This window comes from Mycobacterium pinniadriaticum, assembly GCF_026242045.1.
In the GTDB taxonomy this organism is placed as follows: domain Bacteria; phylum Actinomycetota; class Actinomycetes; order Mycobacteriales; family Mycobacteriaceae; genus Mycobacterium; species Mycobacterium pinniadriaticum.
Genome location: NZ_JAPJDO010000008.1, coordinates 148,535 through 164,689 on the forward strand (window position 1 = coordinate 148,535; position 16,155 = coordinate 164,689).

16 protein-coding genes and 1 pseudogene are annotated in these 16,155 nt (G+C 67.2%); 6 read left to right on the plus strand and 11 right to left on the minus strand.

Features of this window, described 5'->3' with window-relative positions; genetic code table 11:
* Positions 1-3: 3 nt before the first annotated feature.
* From cysW to ORI27_RS12010, 5 genes are all read right to left on the minus strand, one after another.
* Positions 4-819 carry a sulfate ABC transporter permease subunit CysW gene (cysW, locus tag ORI27_RS11995; RefSeq protein WP_265997064.1) on the minus strand — a complete coding sequence of 272 codons (816 nt, stop codon included), beginning with the start codon at positions 817-819 and terminating at the stop codon, positions 4-6.
* On the minus strand, positions 816-1,697 hold the full coding sequence (gene cysT / locus ORI27_RS12000) for a sulfate ABC transporter permease subunit CysT (protein WP_265997065.1): 882 nt from the start codon (positions 1,695-1,697) through the stop codon (positions 816-818). Before cysT ends, cysW begins: the two co-directional genes overlap by 4 nt.
* On the minus strand, positions 1,694-2,731 hold the full coding sequence (locus ORI27_RS12005) for a sulfate ABC transporter substrate-binding protein (RefSeq protein WP_265997066.1): 1,038 nt from the start codon (positions 2,729-2,731) through the stop codon (positions 1,694-1,696). The genes cysT and ORI27_RS12005 overlap by 4 nt, the downstream gene beginning before the upstream one ends.
* Before the next feature lie 117 nt (positions 2,732-2,848).
* On the minus strand, positions 2,849-2,941 hold the full coding sequence (locus ORI27_RS33115) for an Ms4533A family Cys-rich leader peptide (protein ID WP_407666292.1): 93 nt from the start codon (positions 2,939-2,941) through the stop codon (positions 2,849-2,851).
* Between the two features lie 127 nt (positions 2,942-3,068).
* Positions 3,069-3,263: a hypothetical protein gene (locus ORI27_RS12010; RefSeq protein WP_265997067.1), complete on the minus strand. Its 195-nt coding sequence runs from the start codon at positions 3,261-3,263 to the stop codon at positions 3,069-3,071.
* A 110-nt stretch (positions 3,264-3,373) separates the two neighbouring features.
* Here ORI27_RS12010 and ORI27_RS12015 point away from each other — a divergent pair, with 110 nt between their 5' ends.
* A complete protein-coding gene (locus ORI27_RS12015; protein WP_265997068.1) occupies positions 3,374-5,389 on the plus strand; it encodes a glycoside hydrolase family 15 protein in 2,016 nt (671 codons plus the stop codon).
* 10 nt (positions 5,390-5,399) lie between these two features.
* Here the strand turns inward: ORI27_RS12015 and ORI27_RS12020 are convergent, their stop codons facing one another.
* Positions 5,400-5,828: a MarR family winged helix-turn-helix transcriptional regulator gene (locus ORI27_RS12020; protein WP_265997069.1), complete on the minus strand. Its 429-nt coding sequence runs from the start codon at positions 5,826-5,828 to the stop codon at positions 5,400-5,402.
* A gap of 68 nt (positions 5,829-5,896) precedes the next feature.
* Between ORI27_RS12020 and ORI27_RS12025 the strand changes: the two genes are divergently transcribed.
* Positions 5,897-7,126, plus strand: coding sequence for a multidrug effflux MFS transporter (locus ORI27_RS12025; RefSeq protein ID WP_265997070.1), 1,230 nt, complete (start codon positions 5,897-5,899; stop codon positions 7,124-7,126).
* A gap of 10 nt (positions 7,127-7,136) precedes the next feature.
* Here ORI27_RS12025 and ORI27_RS12030 read toward each other — a convergent pair whose 3' ends face one another.
* From ORI27_RS12030 to lepA, 3 genes and pseudogenes are all read right to left on the minus strand, one after another.
* Complete coding sequence (locus ORI27_RS12030) at positions 7,137-7,841, minus strand: sensor domain-containing protein (RefSeq protein WP_265997071.1); 705 nt, start codon at positions 7,839-7,841, stop codon at positions 7,137-7,139.
* Positions 7,842-7,886: 45 nt separating this feature from the next.
* Positions 7,887-8,597 carry a sensor domain-containing protein gene (locus tag ORI27_RS12035; protein ID WP_265997073.1) on the minus strand — a complete coding sequence of 237 codons (711 nt, stop codon included), beginning with the start codon at positions 8,595-8,597 and terminating at the stop codon, positions 7,887-7,889.
* Positions 8,598-8,653: 56 nt separating this feature from the next.
* A pseudogene (lepA, locus tag ORI27_RS12040) lies at positions 8,654-10,655 on the minus strand (translation elongation factor 4).
* Between lepA and ORI27_RS12045 the strand changes: the two are divergent.
* A complete protein-coding gene (locus ORI27_RS12045) occupies positions 10,644-11,240 on the plus strand; it encodes a type II toxin-antitoxin system PemK/MazF family toxin (RefSeq protein WP_265997075.1) in 597 nt (198 codons plus the stop codon). The pseudogene lepA and the gene ORI27_RS12045 sit on opposite strands and share 12 nt — an antisense overlap.
* A gap of 77 nt (positions 11,241-11,317) precedes the next feature.
* Here the strand turns inward: ORI27_RS12045 and ORI27_RS12050 are convergent, their stop codons facing one another.
* Entirely contained in the window at positions 11,318-11,749 is a 432-nt protein-coding gene (locus ORI27_RS12050; protein WP_265997076.1) for a CBS domain-containing protein, read from the minus strand.
* Between the two features lie 112 nt (positions 11,750-11,861).
* Here ORI27_RS12050 and ORI27_RS12055 point away from each other — a divergent pair, with 112 nt between their 5' ends.
* The 3 genes from ORI27_RS12055 to ORI27_RS12065 are packed head-to-tail and all read left to right on the plus strand — an operon-like array spanning position 11,862 to position 15,326.
* Positions 11,862-12,866, plus strand: a complete 1,005-nt coding sequence (locus ORI27_RS12055; RefSeq protein WP_265997077.1) for an aldo/keto reductase — start codon at positions 11,862-11,864, stop codon at positions 12,864-12,866.
* Positions 12,867-12,899: 33 nt separating this feature from the next.
* Positions 12,900-13,730: a ribonuclease Z gene (locus ORI27_RS12060; RefSeq protein WP_265997078.1), complete on the plus strand. Its 831-nt coding sequence runs from the start codon at positions 12,900-12,902 to the stop codon at positions 13,728-13,730.
* 27 nt (positions 13,731-13,757) lie between these two features.
* Positions 13,758-15,326, plus strand: coding sequence for a PepSY-associated TM helix domain-containing protein (locus tag ORI27_RS12065; RefSeq protein ID WP_265997079.1), 1,569 nt, complete (start codon positions 13,758-13,760; stop codon positions 15,324-15,326).
* On the opposite strand, the gene ORI27_RS12070 is transcribed toward ORI27_RS12065, so the two are convergent.
* On the minus strand, positions 15,310-16,149 hold the full coding sequence (locus ORI27_RS12070; RefSeq protein WP_265997080.1) for a transglutaminase family protein: 840 nt from the start codon (positions 16,147-16,149) through the stop codon (positions 15,310-15,312). The genes ORI27_RS12065 and ORI27_RS12070 overlap by 17 nt on opposite strands.
* Positions 16,150-16,155: the final 6 nt, after the last annotated feature.

Sequence of the window (16,155 nt, forward strand, 5' to 3'; positions counted from 1 at the left end):
GGTCTATTGCTCGCCCGCTTTGGCCCGCCGGGCATCTAGCACCACCTGGACGACCAACACCAGCACCGCGACCGCCATCAACAGCGTCGAGATGGCGTAGGCACCGTACTCGGCGCCGCGGCTGTAGCGGTCGGACACCAGCAGGGTCAACGTCTGAGACCTGCCGGGCAGATTGGACGACACCATGAGCACCGCGCCGTACTCGCCGAGGGTGCGCGCGACGGTGAGCACGATGCCATAGGTCAGACCCCATCGGATGGACGGGAGGGTGATCCGCCAGAACGTCTGCCACCAGCTGGAGCCCAGTGTGGCCGCCGCCTCCTCCTGGTCGATGCCGAGTTCGTGCAGTACCGGCTCGACCTCGCGGATCACGAAGGGCACGGTGACGAAGATGCTGGCCAGCACGATGCCGGGAAACCCGAAGATGATCTTGAGTCCGAGGTTGTGTTCGACGAAGCCGAACACGCCCGCGGTGCCCCACAGCAGGATCAGCGCCACACCCACGATCACCGGTGACACCGCGAACGGCAGGTCGATGACCGCCTGTAGCGCCGCCTTGCCCCGGAACTTGTTGCGGGCCAACACCAGTGCGGTGGGAACCCCGAAGAGGACGTTGAGTGGGACCACGATCGCCACGACCAACAATGACACGTGCAGGGCCGAGATCGCCGCCGGCGTGCTGATCGATGCGAAGAACTCGCCAAGCCCGGGTGCGAAGGTGCGCCAGAGGATCAGCCCGACCGGCACCAGAACGAGCAGCAGGATGTACGCGAGTGCGATGTAGCGGGTGAGATAACGCACCAGCGGTGAGAGGATCACGCCGCCAGTTCCTCCCGCTTGGCCGCGCGCGATCCGATGGTCCGCAGGGCCAGCAGCACGATGAACGAGATCACCAGCAGCACAATGGAAATCGCCGCGGCCCCGGCGGGGTCGTCATTTTCGATCAGCGTCCGGATCCACTGCGAGGACACCTCGGTCTCCCCCGGCACCGCGCCGCCGATCAGGACCACCGAGCCGAACTCGCCGATGGCGCGCGAGAACGCCAGGCCCGCCCCGGACAGCAGCGAAGGCAGCAAGGCGGGCAGCACGACCCGGGTGAAGATAACCAGGTTGGTCGCCCCCAATGAGGCGGCGGCCTCCTCGACCTCCCGGTCGAGTTCGAGCAGCACCGGCTGCACGGAGCGCACCACGAACGGCAGGGTGACGAACAGCAGGGCGACGCCGACACCCCATTTGGTGTGTTGCAGATGCAGGTCGACCGGGCTGTTCGGTCCATAGAGCGCCAGCATGACCAGGCTCGCCACGATGGTGGGCAACGCGAACGGCAGGTCGATCACCGTGTCGACCAACCGCTTGCCCGGGAAGTCGTCTCGGGCCAACACCCAGGCAACCAACAGCCCGAACACGGCGTTCACCACCGTCACGCCGATCGAGATCGACAGCGTCACCCGAAACGACTCCAGCGCGGCGGCGGAGCTGATCGCCAGCCAGAAGGCGGTCCAGCCGCCCTTGGCCGATTGCCAGACGATCGCCGCCAGTGGCAACAGGACGATGACGCTCAACCAGATCGACGCCGCGCCCACCCGCAACGAAGTGGTACCGCGACGGCGAGCCGGCAAACCGGACGGCGCGCCCGGCTCACCACCGGCGACCTCAGGCCGGACCGCCCGCGGATTCGGCCCGATCGCCGTTGTCATCCAGTGGCCTGTTTGTAGATCTTTGTGATCGAACCATTGTCTTTGTCGAACAGCGACGGATCCACCGTGCTCCAGCCACCGAGATCGGCGATCGTCCACAACCTCTGCGGTGTCGGGAAATCGGTGGCGAAGTCGGCTGCCACCGACGGATCGACCGGACGGAATCCGGCCTGGGCCCAGATCTTCTGCCCCTCGGGGGTGTACAGAAAATTCTTCAACGCCGTCGCCTTGTCGAGGTGGGCGCTGGTGGTCACCACGGCCACCGGGTTCTCGATCTTGAAGGTCTGCGGCGGGTTGATGTGCTCGACCGGCTTGCCCTGACGCTCGGTGTTGATGGCCTCGTTCTCGTAGCTGATCAGTACGTCACCGGTGCCCTGCAGGAAGACGTCGGTGGCCTCCCGGCCGGAACTGGGGCGGGTCTTGACGTGCTCGGTGACCAGCTTGGTGAGGTAATCCAGGCCCGCCGCGGGGTCCTGACCACCGTTGCTCTTGACGGCGTAGGGCGCCAGCAGATTCCACTTGGCCGATCCGGAACTCAGCGGGCTCGGGGTCACGACCTCGATGCCGGGCGCCAGCAGGTCGTCCCAGTCCTTGATGTTCTTCGGGTTGCCGTCGCGGACGACCAGGGTCACCACCGAGCCGAACGGGATTCCCCCGGTGACGTCCTTGTCCCAGTCGGCGGCAACCTTGTTCGCTTTGACCAGGCGGGCGATGTCCGGCTCCACCGAGAAGTTCACGATGTCGGCGGGCTTGCCGTCGACCACCGCGCGGGACTGGTCCCCGGAGGCTCCGTAGGAAGCCGTCACCCCAACCCCCTTGCCTTCCGGGGTGGCCGCGAACGCGGGGATGATCTTGCTCCAGCCGGGCTCGGGCACCGCGTAAGCGACCAGGGTCAGGGTGGTGTCGGCCTTCGGCTGGTCACCGCCGCCGACGACATCGCTGGAGCCGCCGCCGCACGCGGCGAGCACCGTTGCAGTCGTTACCAGAGCAACCGCGCTGCTCCACCGGCGAACGGGGATGTGAATCTTGGACATGGGGGCCTTTCTCGTTGCGGTTATGGACGGATCGAGCCCCGTCGCAACGGAATGGCGATGTTGGACAATCGAATGCCACGACAAACACCGACACCAGGCCGCGGAGGGGCGGGGGCGTCAGCAACAACAAGCAACATCAGCAACGGCCAATGCACCGACGGCAATGAGCGCCAAAATGTGGCCCTCGCCGTAACCGGTCGCCGATTGCATGGCGCGAAGCTTAACAGACACGCGACCGGCCAACGGCGCAGTTGTCAGCGGTTGATCAGCCACACCACGATGACGAGGATCAGCAGCAACACCAGGGCCAGCGTCACCCGTGATCGCGGCATCCCGCTCATTTCAGCCGCCGATCAGCACGGCGCAGTCGGCGCAACACTCGGATGCCGTACCCCAGCATCGCGTCGATGACCAGCGCGATGAGGTAGGCGATCAACAGGACGACGGGCATCACGATGATCGTCTGGAGGACGAAACCGAGGCCGGACAACCACAGCTCGACGCCGTCCCACCAACTCAGCAGGCCTTGCACGCAACCAGCGTATGCCGCGCCCGTCACCGCGTCGTCGGCGGCGGTAACAGCAAAGCCACGGATCAGCACATAAGTGGACGCCGAGCGGCCCGGCGGTCGATGATGTCTCAATGGTTTTGCAAGCCCAGCCCGCCGGCGGGGACACTGAGGACGTGGCCCTCGATTCCGTCCCGCCGCCGTTGTCGGTTACCGCCCCGGTGCCGTACGCCTCGAGTGCTGCGCTGCGCAACCCGTTCCCGCCGATCGCCGATTACGCGTTCCTGTCCGACTGTGAGAACACCTGCCTGATCTCATCGGCCGGGGCGGTGGAGTGGCTGTGCGTGCCGCGGCCCGACTCGCCCAGCGTTTTCGGAGCGATCCTGGACCGTGGCGCGGGGCACTTCCGGCTCGGCCCCTACGGGGTGTCGGTGCCGGCCGCCCGCCGCTATCTTCCGGGCAGCCTCATCCTGGAGACCACCTGGCAGACCCACACCGGCTGGGTGATCGTGCGGGACGCCCTGGTCATGGGCCCGTGGCACGACATCGAGACGCGGTCGCGGACCCACCGTCGTACCCCGATGGACTGGGACGCCGAGCACATCCTGCTGCGCACGGTGAAATGTGTGAGCGGGACGGTCGAGTTGGTGATGAACTGCGAGCCGTCCTTCGACTACGCCCGGGTCAATGCCGCCTGGGAGTACTCGGCCAATGCCTACGGTGAGGCGATCGCCCGGGCCCGCAAGGATCCCGACGCCCATCCCACGATGCGGCTGACCACGAACCTCCGGATCGGCCTGGAGGGCCGCGAGGCCCGTGCCCGCACCCGGCTCAAGGAGGGCGACAACGTCTTCGTGGCGTTGTCGTGGTCCAAGCATCCGTCGCCGCAGACCTACGAAGAGGCCGCCGACAAGATGTGGCAGACCAGCGAGGCCTGGCGGCAATGGATCAACATCGGCGACTTCCCCGACCATCCGTGGCGCTCCTACCTGCAGCGCAGCGCGTTGACCCTCAAGGGACTCACCTACTCCCCGACCGGCGCGCTGCTGGCCGCCAGCACCACGTCATTGCCGGAGACCCCACAGGGCGAACGCAACTGGGACTACCGCTACGCCTGGGTCCGCGACTCGACATTCGCGTTGTGGGGCCTCTACACCCTCGGCCTGGACCGCGAGGCCGACGACTTCTTCTCGTTCATCGCCGACGTGTCCGGCGCCAACAACGGTGAACGGCATCCGCTTCAGGTGATGTATGCCGTCGGCGGCGAGCGTGAACTGGTCGAGGAAGAGCTCAGCCACCTGTCCGGCTACGACAACGCCCGGCCGGTGCGCATCGGCAACGGTGCCTACAACCAGCGCCAGCACGACATCTGGGGCACCATGCTGGACTCGGTGTACCTGCACGCCAAGTCGCGCGAACAGATCTCCGATCAGCTCTGGCCGGTGCTCAAGGAGCAGGTCGAAGAGGCGATCAAACACTGGAAGGAACCCGACCGCGGCATTTGGGAGGTGCGCGGCGAACCGCAGCATTTCACCTCGTCGAAGGTGATGTGTTGGGTGGCCCTGGACCGTGGTTCCAAGCTGGCCGAGCTCGTCGGTGAAAAGAGCTACGCCCAGCAGTGGCGGGCGATCGCCGAGGAGATCAAGGCCGACATCCTGGCCCACGGGGTGGACAAGCGCGGGGTGCTCACCCAGCGCTATGGCGACGACGCGCTGGATGCGTCGCTGCTGCTGGTCCCGCTGGTGCGGTTCCTGCCGTCGGACGATCCGCGAGTGCGGGCGACGGTACTGGCGATCGCCGACGAGCTCACCGAGGACGGCCTGGTGTTGCGCTATCGGGTCGAGGAGACCGACGACGGCCTGTCCGGCGAGGAGGGCACGTTCACCATCTGCTCGTTCTGGTTGGTGTCGGCGCTGGTTGAGATCGGCGAGGTCAGCCGCGCCCGGCATCTGTGTGAGCGGCTACTGTCCTTCGCCAGCCCGCTGCACCTCTACGCCGAGGAGATCGAAGCGCGCACCGGCCGGCATCTGGGCAACTTCCCCCAGGCGTTCACCCACCTGGCCTTGATCAACGCCGTGGTGCACGTCATCCGCGCCGAAGAGGAAGCCGACAGCACCGGGGTGTTCCAGCCCGCCAACGCGCCGATGTAGGCGGATGTGATCAGCCGAGGCGGTCGGCCGCCAGCCCCGCTTCGATCCGCTTGAGCAGGGCCGTGGCGGCCGCCGCGTCCCGCAGATCCCCGCCCAGCGCCCTCGCCATCTGACTGGCCCACTGCCGCCGCAGGCGGGTGAGATTGTCGGCGGCGCGCTCGGTCGGATACAGGTTGACCCCCCGGGCGTCCCGCGGATCGATGCGGCGCTCGACGAAACCGCGGCGCTCCAGTGCCCGCAACGCGGTCGACAGATTGCTGCGCTGCAGGCCGGTCGCCCGGGCGACGTCGCTCGGCGTTACGCCGGGATGGTGATCGATATGCCGCATGACGTGGGCCTCCTGCGCGGTCAACTGCACGACGTCGGTCGAGATCCGCATCCGAAGTTCTCGCCCCACGCCGAGGATCGCCTCGGCGAGATCGGCCAGCTCACTGTCCATGGACAAATCCTACCCTGGTAGTTATTATTTGATAGTTATTTATTCATAACTACTTGCCGAGGATTCTCATGCCCACCGCCACCCGGGCCGTCGCGCGGCCGCAGACCCACGACGCCGCCATCTCGCCATGGCTGCTCCTGGTGCTCGCCCTGCTCAGCGCGGTGGCACCGGTGTCCACCGATCTCTACTTGCCCGCATTCCCGGAGATGACCGCGGAGCTGCAGGCCAGCGCCACCGCCGTCCAACTGACGCTGACCGCCTTTCTTCTCGGGCTGACGTTCGGACAGTTGATGTTCGGCCCGCTGTCCGACCGGCTCGGCCGGCGTCGCCCACTGATCGTCGGCGCCCTGCTGTGCGTGGTCGCGAGCGTCGTCGCCGCGACGGCGCCGAGCATCGGGATTCTCATCGCGGCGCGATTCGCCCAGGGTTTCACCGGTGCGGCCGGCATGGTCATCGGCCGTGCGGTGATCTCCGACCTGACCGGCGGTGAAGCCGCCGGACGGGCGTTCAGCCTGATGATGATCGTCAGCGGTGTGGCGCCGGTGCTCGCACCGTTCGCCGGCGGACTACTGGTCGATCCGCTTGGCTGGCGGGGCATCCTCTGGGTGGTGTGTGCCATCGCGGTGGTCATGCTGATCTCAACTGTGGCCGTGGTGCGCGAATCACACCCCGAAGAGCGCAGGGCCGAGCTGAAAGCCCATGCTGCGCAGGGTGTCTCGCCACTGTCGGCGCTGCGGTCACGGGCCTACCTGGCCAACACACTGGCGTTCGGCTTCGGCTTCTCGGTGATGATGGCCTACATTTCCGCCTCCCCGTTCGTCTACCAGGTGATGGTGGGCCTCACGCCGATGCAATACGGCATCGCCTTCGGCCTCAACGCCGCGGGCATGATCACCGTCAGTGCGGTGTCCGCTCGGCTCAGCCAGAGAATCGCCGGAGCCACACTGCTCGGAGTCGGCCTGGGACTGACGGTGACGGCGACACTCGTTCTGCTGGCCCTGGTCCTGACCGGCGCGCCGGCGTGGCTGCTCCCCATCCCGATCTTCGTGGCGGTCGCTTCCCAGGGCCTGATTCTGGGCAATGCCACCGCACTGGCACTGGCTGCGGTGCCGCGTGCCGCCGGCTCCGGGTCAGCCGGACTCGGCGCCCTGCAGTTCGGGCTGGGTGCGGCCGTGTCGCCGCTGGTCGGCCTCGGCGGTGAGCACACCGCGTTGCCCCTGGCCGTGGTGATGGTGACGCTGTCGACGCTGGCGCTGGCGGCGTTCGGCGCCGGACGCCGCGAAAGAGTCGCCGGGTGAGCGGCCAGCGCTACTTCTCGGCCGCGTTCTCGAGCATCTGAGCGGCGATGCTCTTGGCTTCGTCGCTGATCGAATTGCTGCACGCCCACGCCTCGACAACCAGGTTGGAGGCCGACGTCAGCGCATGCTGGCAGCCCCATCCGCCGGTGTTGCGCTGGGTGGACTCCTGGGTCAGGATGTCGCCGGCCACGTCGGCCTGGCCGATCTGCCAGGTGGAGTGCACGTCGTAATTGTCGATGTCGATCGACGCGCCACCGCACTTCTCCCACGTCGCCCGGGAACTCTCGACGAACTGCCGGGCCTTTACCGCCGACGGGAAGAGCACCGCGATCTGCTCGACCCAGTGGTCGTTGTCGCTCGTGGGCTCCTGCAGTACCTCGTCGCGCACGGCGGTCCAGTCGCTGCCGTCGTAGACCAGTTCTTCGGCACCGTAGATCGCACCAAGGCAGTCGATGTCGGAAACCCCGTCGGAGTTGTCGCTCATGCTCTGCGAGGACGCGGTCACCCGGATGCCGGTGGCGTCCATGATGCCGTTGACCTCCCCGGCGCTGAGAAACACCTGGTCCAGGTCGGATTCCTCGAGTTTCGGGACGTGCACCGGGGCCGGGTCGCCGCCTTCGGCGCGTAGCGCCGTGCCGGCGACCGTGACAGCGCACCCGGACAGCAGCGCCCCGACCAAGGCGGCGGTGCACACGACGGAAGCCCAGCGGTTCACGAACGATATTGTCCCCCGGCTGGCAGTTTCCTGTGCGCCAACGGCCTAGCGTGCCCCGGCGACCTTGGCCCTCATCGTCGCGACCAGCTTGACCGCGCGGCCCGAGGCGCTTTGCTGCGCCGGTGTTCCGGCGGTGACCGCCACGTCCACGTCGACGACACAGTCGTCCGCCAGGCCGACGGCCCGTTCGGTGGGAAATGTCGCGTCACCCTGGTTGTCTGAGTTGACGACCGTCGCCGACAGCACCGCGCCGTCCACCGTCACGTCGGTGATCTTCTGGTACAGCTCGAGGCCGGCCGAGTTGTGCAACGCCGTGGTGACGGTCGTGCCTTCGCAGGCCTTCCACCGGGTCACGAAAGCACCGAACATGCGTTGGGCCTCGGCGTCGGAATCGAATTCGACGACTCCGGCATCCACGCTCGAGACCGTCTGCCCGCCACCATAATTGGAGAATTCCTGCCAGCCGGCGCCGCGAACATCGCCGCCCTCGTAGACCACACGCATGAACGGCGACACCGGTCCCAGGCATTCGATGGGGGTGGCGCCGGTGTCGTCGCGAATTCCGTCGGGCAGGACGTCGATCCCGCCGATCACCGCGGCTCCACTGTCCGCCAACGGGTTTCCCGCCGCCTGGCTGACCTCCGCGCCGCTCGGCAGGATCGCGGCGAGGTCTCGCGGCGCACCGGAGGGCATTGGGCGCACCGCGGTGCCGCCGACCGTGTCAGAACAACCGGCCAGCACGGCGATGCCGAGCACGGCACCAACTATCGATCGCCCCCGAACGACACGTAGGTCGCGTGTAATCGGGCCCCCTATTTCTTCGCCTTGTCGCCGGCCTTGTCGCCGCCGGCGTCGGTGGACAGAGCGGCGACGAAGGCTTCCTGCGGCACGTCGACGCGCCCGATCGTCTTCATCCGCTTCTTGCCCTCTTTCTGCTTCTCCAGCAGCTTGCGCTTGCGAGTGATGTCACCGCCGTAGCATTTGGCGAGCACGTCCTTGCGGATCGCCCGGATATTCTCGCGGGCAATGATTTTCGACCCGATGGCGGCCTGCACCGGCACCTCGAACTGCTGGCGCGGGATGAGTTCCTTGAGCTTGGTGGTCATCTTGTTGCCATAGGCCTGGGCCGAATCCTTGTGCACGATCGCGCTGAACGCGTCGACGGCCTCGCCCTGCAGCAGGATGTCCACCTTGACAAGCGCGGCCTCCTGCTCGCCGGCCTCTTCGTAGTCCAGGCTGGCGTAGCCGCGGGTGCGTGATTTCAGCGAGTCGAAGAAGTCGAAGATGATCTCCCCTAACGGCATCGTGTAGCGCAGTTCGACCCGCTCCGGCGAGAGGTAGTCCATGCCGCCGAGTTCTCCGCGCCGGGACTGGCAGAGCTCCATGATGGTGCCGATGAAATCACTGGGCGCGATGATCGTGGTTTTGACGACGGGCTCGTAGACCTCGCGGATCTTGCCCTCGGGCCAGTCCGAGGGGTTGGTCACGATGAGCCCGGAATCATCGGGCGCCATCCCCTCAGTGATGACGCGGTAGACGACGTTGGGCGACGTGGAGATCAAGTCCAGGTCGAATTCGCGTTCCAGCCGTTCGCGGGTGATCTCCATGTGCAGCAGGCCGAGGAAGCCGCACCGGAATCCGAATCCCAGCGCCACGGAGGTTTCCGGCTCGTAGGTCAGCGCGGCGTCGTTGAGCTGCAGCTTGTCCAGCGCGTCGCGCAGATTCGGATAGTCGGACCCGTCCACCGGATACAGACCCGAGTACACCATCGGCTTGGGCTCGCGATAGCCGGTCAAGGCTTCGGCGGCCCCGTGCCGTGCGGTGGTCACCGTATCGCCGACCTTCGACTGGCGAACGTCCTTCACGCCGGTGATGAGGTAACCGACCTCCCCCACACCCAGGCCGCCGGTCGGTTTGGGTTCGGGCGAGACGATGCCCACCTCGAGCAGTTCGTGGGTGGCCCCCGTCGACATCATCTTGATCCGCTCGCGCGGCGCGATCTTGCCGTCGACCACGCGGACGTAGGTCACCACGCCGCGGTAGATGTCGTAGACCGAGTCGAAAATCATCGCCCGGGTGGGCGCGTCCGCGTCACCGGTGGGCGCGGGCACCTGGCGCACCACTTCGTCGAGCAGCTCGGCGACCCCCTCACCGGTCTTGCCGGAGACGCGCAGCACGTCGTCGGGTTCACAGCCGATGATGTGCGCGATCTCGGCGGCGTAGCGCTCCGGATCCGCGGCCGGCAGGTCGATCTTGTTGAGCACCGGGATGATCGTCAGGTCCCGGTCCAGCGCGAGGTAGAGATTGGCCAGCGTCTGCGCCTCGATGCCCTGGGCGGCGTCCACCAGCAGCACCGCGCCCTCGCATGCCTCCAGCGCGCGCGACACCTCGTAGGTGAAGTCGACGTGGCCGGGGGTGTCGATCAGGTGCAGGACGTAATCGGTGTCCCCGACTTTCCACGGCAGCCGCACGTTCTGCGCCTTGATCGTGATTCCGCGTTCCCGCTCGATGTCCATCCGGTCCAGGTATTGAGCGCGCATCGACCGCTCATCGACGACGCCGGTGAGCTGCAGCATCCGGTCGGCCAGCGTCGACTTCCCATGATCGATGTGGGCGATGATGCAGAAGTTCCGAATCTGCGCCGGCGCGGTGAAGGTCTGGTCGGCGAAACTGCTGATTGTGTTTCTCCTGGTCGGGTGGTGATTCGAGGGGGCCCTCGGACCTCTCCAGCGTATCGACTACGGCCCGGGGGGACACAATCGCGCGCAACCGAACCCTGCGAAGCCGCCTATGCTGTCGAGAATGGCGTCGCAGTGGAGGACGTTCCAGAAGTTCGCAGAGCACCTCGTGTTCAACGAGGCGCCCAAGTTCATCCGGCAGTTGCCGATTCCAGCCGCCGTGCCGCGGACCATCCAGCAGGGACTCAAGCTGGGCATCGACGTGCTGGTGGCCAGCTCGGTCGCCTCCGAGCAGCCCGCCGCGATCACCGCGGGCCGTCCGGTGACCAGCAGCAGCGTCCCGACCGCGCACCGCGCCCGCCGCCTGGTCTATGCGCCGGATCTGGACGGCCGGGCCGACCCGGGCGAGATCGTCTGGACCTGGGTGGTCTACGAGGACGATCCGACGCAGGGCAAGGACCGGCCGGTGCTGGTGGTGGGGCGGGACCGGCGAACCCTGCTGGGCTTGATGCTGTCCAGCCAGGCTCAGCACGCCGAGGACGACAACTGGATCGGCATCGGCTCGGGCGGGTGGGATTACGACGGCCGGCCGAGCTGGGTGCGGCTGGACCGGGTTCTCGATGTGCCCGAGGAAGGCATCCGCCGCGAAGGCGCGGTCCTGGAGCAGGCGACGTTCGAACTGGTCGCCGCCCGGCTGCGGGCCGAGTACTCCTGGAGCTGACCACCTCTCCGCCCAAACCGACGTTTCGCCGCGAACGCCCGAGAAGACAGCGTCTTTTCGTCGATCTCGGCGCGAGATTAACCGCCTTGGGTGATGTAGGCCTGCAGTTGCTCCTGCTCGGCCTGCAGCTGCTCCATCCGGTTCTTCACGACGTCGCCGATGCTGACGATGCCGACCAACCGACCGTCTTGCATCACCGGGACGTGGCGAACCCGGTTGTTGGTCATCACCGCGCTGAGGTCGTCCACGAGGTCGTCGGGGGTGCAGGTCACCAGGATCTTGCTCATGATGTCGGCGACCGCGCTGCGCAGCAGATCAGGGCCGTGATCGTGCAGTTTGCGCACCACGTCGCGCTCGGAGACGATGCCCACCACACCGTCGGGCCCGACCACGACCATCGCGCCGATGTTGTGAATGACCAGTTCGGCGAGCAGACCGGTCACTGTGGTGGTTTCGGTGACCGTGGCCACCGCCGCGCCCTTGGTGCGCAAGATGTCTGCGATGCGCATCGCCACTCCCTTGTGGTGGATGTCACACCAGGTTAAGGCTTATCGCAGCGTCGGGGAAGCAAACCGCGGCGGTTGCGTTGAGACAGAACGGGCGAACCGAAGGAGATCTGCAATGGGCACACTGCCGACGACGGAGTTGGGTGACGGCCTGACCGTCAGCGCGATCGGTTTCGGCGGGATGGCACTGACCCCGGTCTACGGTGCGGTCGACGATGCCGAGTCGCTGGCGACCCTGCACCATTGCCTCGACGTGGGGATGACATTCATCGACACCGCCAACGTGTACGGCGGGGGCGCCAATGAATGGCTGATCGGCCAGGTCCTGGCCGATCGCCGTGACGAGGTCATCCTGGCGACGAAGTTCGGTATCGACGGCGATCCGACCACCGGCAGGCTCAAGGCCCGCGGTGACGCCGCCTACGTGCGCCAGTGCCTCGATGAGAGCCTGGACCGGCTGGGAACCGACGTCGTCGATCTGTACTACATGCACCGGCGCGACGTGTCGTTGCCGATCGAAGAGACCGTCGGAGCGATGTCCGAGTTGGTCACCGCCGGCAAGGTGCGCCATCTGGGTCTGTCCGAGGTGACCGCCGACGAGTTGCGCGCCGCGGTGGCCGTGCACCCGATCGCGGCGGTGCAGAGCGAATGGTCGATCTGGAGCCGCGACGTCGAACGCAACGTGGTGCCGGCGGCCGCCGAGCTCGGCGTCGGGTTCGTGCCGTACTCGCCGCTGGGCCGCGGCTTCCTGGCCGGCGCGGTCCGCTCCGCCGCCGACCTTTCCTCACCATCGGACTTCCGCAGCCGCATCCCGCGCTTCGCGGCCGATGTGCTCGACGCGAATCTGGCTGTGGTGCAGGTGATCACCTCGATCGCCGAACAGGTCGGCGCGACACCGGCGCAGGTGGCACTGGCCTGGCTGCGACAGCGGGCCGAGGCGCTGGGCGTGGCGTCGGTGCCGATCCCGGGCACCCGCCGGGCAGCGCGGGTCGACGAGAACGCCGCCTCGCTGTCGGTACAGCTGGACCCCGACCAACTCGAGGCGCTCGAGACCGCCGGTGCGGGTGTGTCCGGCCATCGTTCCGTCGACCCGAATTGGGTGTCGTCCGCGCGCGAATAGTCCCCGCGCGCCCACATCGCGCACAATGTGCCAATGATCGACATCACCCTGCTGGGCACTGGAAGCCCGATGATCGACCCGAATCGAGCCGGACCCTCCACCCTGGTGAAAGCCGGAGATGCGGTGTTCCTGGTGGACTGCGGGCGGGGGGTGCTGATGCGCGCGGCCGCCGCCGGTGTGGGCGCGGCCAACATCACCGCGCTGCTGCTGACCCATCTGCACAGCGACCACATCACCGACCTCTCCGATGTGATCACCACCCGCTGGGTCACGACGTTCGTGCCCACCCCGCTGCCGATCATCGGCCCGCCCGGCACCAAGGCCGTCGTGGACGCGACGCTGGCGGCGCTGGCCCCCGACATCTCCTACCGCATCGGCCACCACCCCGACATCACCGAGCCGCCCTCGATTCAGGTGCATGAATACAGCGCGGGTCAGGTGTGGGATGACGCCGGTGTCCGGATCACCGCGGCGCCCACCGACCACCGGCCGGTCGAACCCACACTGGGTTTCCGCGTCGAACACGACGGGGCCGCGGTGGTCCTGGCCGGTGACACCGTGCCGTGCTCGACGCTGGATGAACTCGCCTCGGGGGCCGACGCTCTGGTGCACACGGTGATCCGGGCGGACCTCGTCCAGCAGATGCCGGTTCAGCGGATCCGGGACATTCTCGACTACCACTCGTCGGTCGAGCAGGCCGCGGCCACCGCGGCCCGCGCCGGGGTCGGCACGCTGGTACTCACCCATTACGTACCGCCGCTGGTGCCCGGGCAGGAGGACCAATGGCGCGCCCTGGCCGCCACCGAGTTCAGCGGCCCCGTCGAAATCGGCAACGACCTGCATCAGGTGTCCGTCGGGAACTAACTCACCTGCGCGCGCGACCAATGGGCCGTGACGACGGTGGACATTTCCAAGCGACGTGCCGACTCCGCTGTGCTGCGCCGAATCTGGCGGCTGCACTTCTGGGTGGGGCTGTTCGCGGCCCCGGTTCTGGTGGTCCTGGCCTGCACCGGGTTGGTGATCCTCTACAGCCAGCCGCTGGACGCCGTCCTGAACCGGCATCTCTTCGTCGTCGAGCAGTTGCCGACCACGGTCCCGCTGGACACTCAGGTCACCGTCGCCAAACAGCACGTGGGCGCCGACGACACCCTCGAAGCGGTCACCCCACCCGACAGCCCGGACGGTTCGACCCGGGTGGACTTCCTCGCCCCGGACGCCAAGAGCTACCCGCAGGCCGAGTCCAACATGATCCAGGTGTTCGTCGATCCCTACACCGGCGCATACCTGGGCCAGCGCAGTCAGCTCTCCGGATTGGTGGGATGGGCCAATCAGCTCCACCGCATGTTCGGCAACGACGGGCCGCATGTGCAGTTGCCCTCCCTGGGCCATCTGATCGATCCGTCGGCCTACCCCGATGCCACGATTCCGGTCGGGCTGGGCAACCTCTGGATCGAACTGACCGCAACGTGGATCCTCGTGCTGCTGGCCAGCGGCATCTACCTGTGGTGGCCCCGAGCCGTCGAGGCCGCGAAACCACTGCTGAAAGTCCGGTGGGGCGCAGGCGGCCGGATCCGGTGGCGCGACCTGCACGCGCTCACCGGCGTGGTGATCGCCGTCATCCTCATCGGCTACATCGTCTCGGGGATGACATGGACGCGGTACTGGGGCGAGAACTGGCGCGCGGTCGCCGCCACGGTGACACCGTCGGCGCAGATCGATGCGCCCTCCACGCCGGCGAAGCTGGGCGACTACGACCGGCTCGGCCGTCGTATCGCATGGGCCGCCACCGACGACCCGATCTACGCCTCCCCACCCGGTGATTCCGCCGCACCCCGGATGTCGTACGCCGACGTCGACCACATCGCCAAGGACGAGCACATGGTGCCCGGCTACTCGATCTTCCCGCCGTCCGACAGCACCGCCGAAGACGGCACGCCGGTCTACGGCAGCTACACGGTGGTGAACCGTTGGCCGCAAAGGCTTTCCGAGCAGCGGACGCTCTATCTGAATCAGTTCACCGGCGCCACCATCGCCAACGCCACCGCGGATCAGGACGGCGCGCTCTCCCGGTTGACCAGTTTCGGAATCGCCATGCACATGGGAAATCAGCTCGGATGGCTGACCCGCATCTCCGCCACCGTCGCCTGCCTGGGTGTCCTGGCCAGCGTCGTGACCGGGTTTCTCATGTGGTGGAAGCGCCGCCCCCGGGAAGGTACCGGCCTGCCCGGCCCCACCAGCGAGGCCACCCGCGCGAACACTCCCAAGGGCGCGATGATCACCGTCGCGGTCGTCGCGGTGGCGCTGGGGCTGCTCTACCCGGTCTTCGGGGTATCGCTGCTCGTCGTGTTGGTAGCCGAGGGAATCATCTCGGCCCGGCGGACGGCCGGTCGCCAAACCACGCTTCCCGCAGATGAAGACGGCGACGAGGTCCCTGTCGGCGCGCTCACGCCAGGCGGGTGATCTCCACCACCACGTCGAGGTCGGTGGAGCCCTCGCCGGAGTAGATGCCCTTCAGCGGGGTCACGTCGGCGTAGTCGCGGCCGACGCCCACGCTGATGTACTGCTCGTTGATCTCGGTGTCGTTGGTCGGGTCGTAATTCCACCAGCCGCCGGTCCACGCCTGGACCCAGGCGTGGCTCTGCCCGTCGATGGTGTCACCGACCACGGCGTGCCGCTTAGGATGCAGATACCCCGAAACGTAGCGGGCCGGAATACCCATGCCGCGCAACAGGATCAGTGTCAGGTGGGCGAAGTCCTGGCATACGCCCTTTCCTTCGCGCAGCGCGTCGAGACCCGACGAATGCACACCGGTGGTACCGGGGACGTATTTCAACTCGCTGTGCGCCCACCGCGCGGCGGCCACGACCGCGTCCTGGGGATCGTTTTCCTTGGCGATGCGCCGGCCCACCCGGTGGATCCGCCGGCTGGCAGGCGTGTAGTGCGTGGGGCTGAGCACCTCGTCGAAGCGGTCCCGTACGGTCTCGGAATCCAGTTCCTCCCAGGTGACTTCCTCCGGCGGCCCCTCCGGCCTCTCGGTTTCCACCACCGAGGACGACGTCACCTCCAACTCGGTGTGCGGCGCGTGCAGGTCGAAAGCCGTTACCGCCGTGCCCCAGTAGTCGACATACCGGTAGGACCGGGTCGCCGGGATGGTTTCGACGCGGTTGAGGATGACGTTCTGCCGGGAATCCGAACGCGGCGTGAGCCGGGCTTCGTTGTAGGAGGCGGTGACGGGAGACTTGTAGGCGTACCCCGTCGCGTGCACGACCCGCATGCGCCACATCAGCTG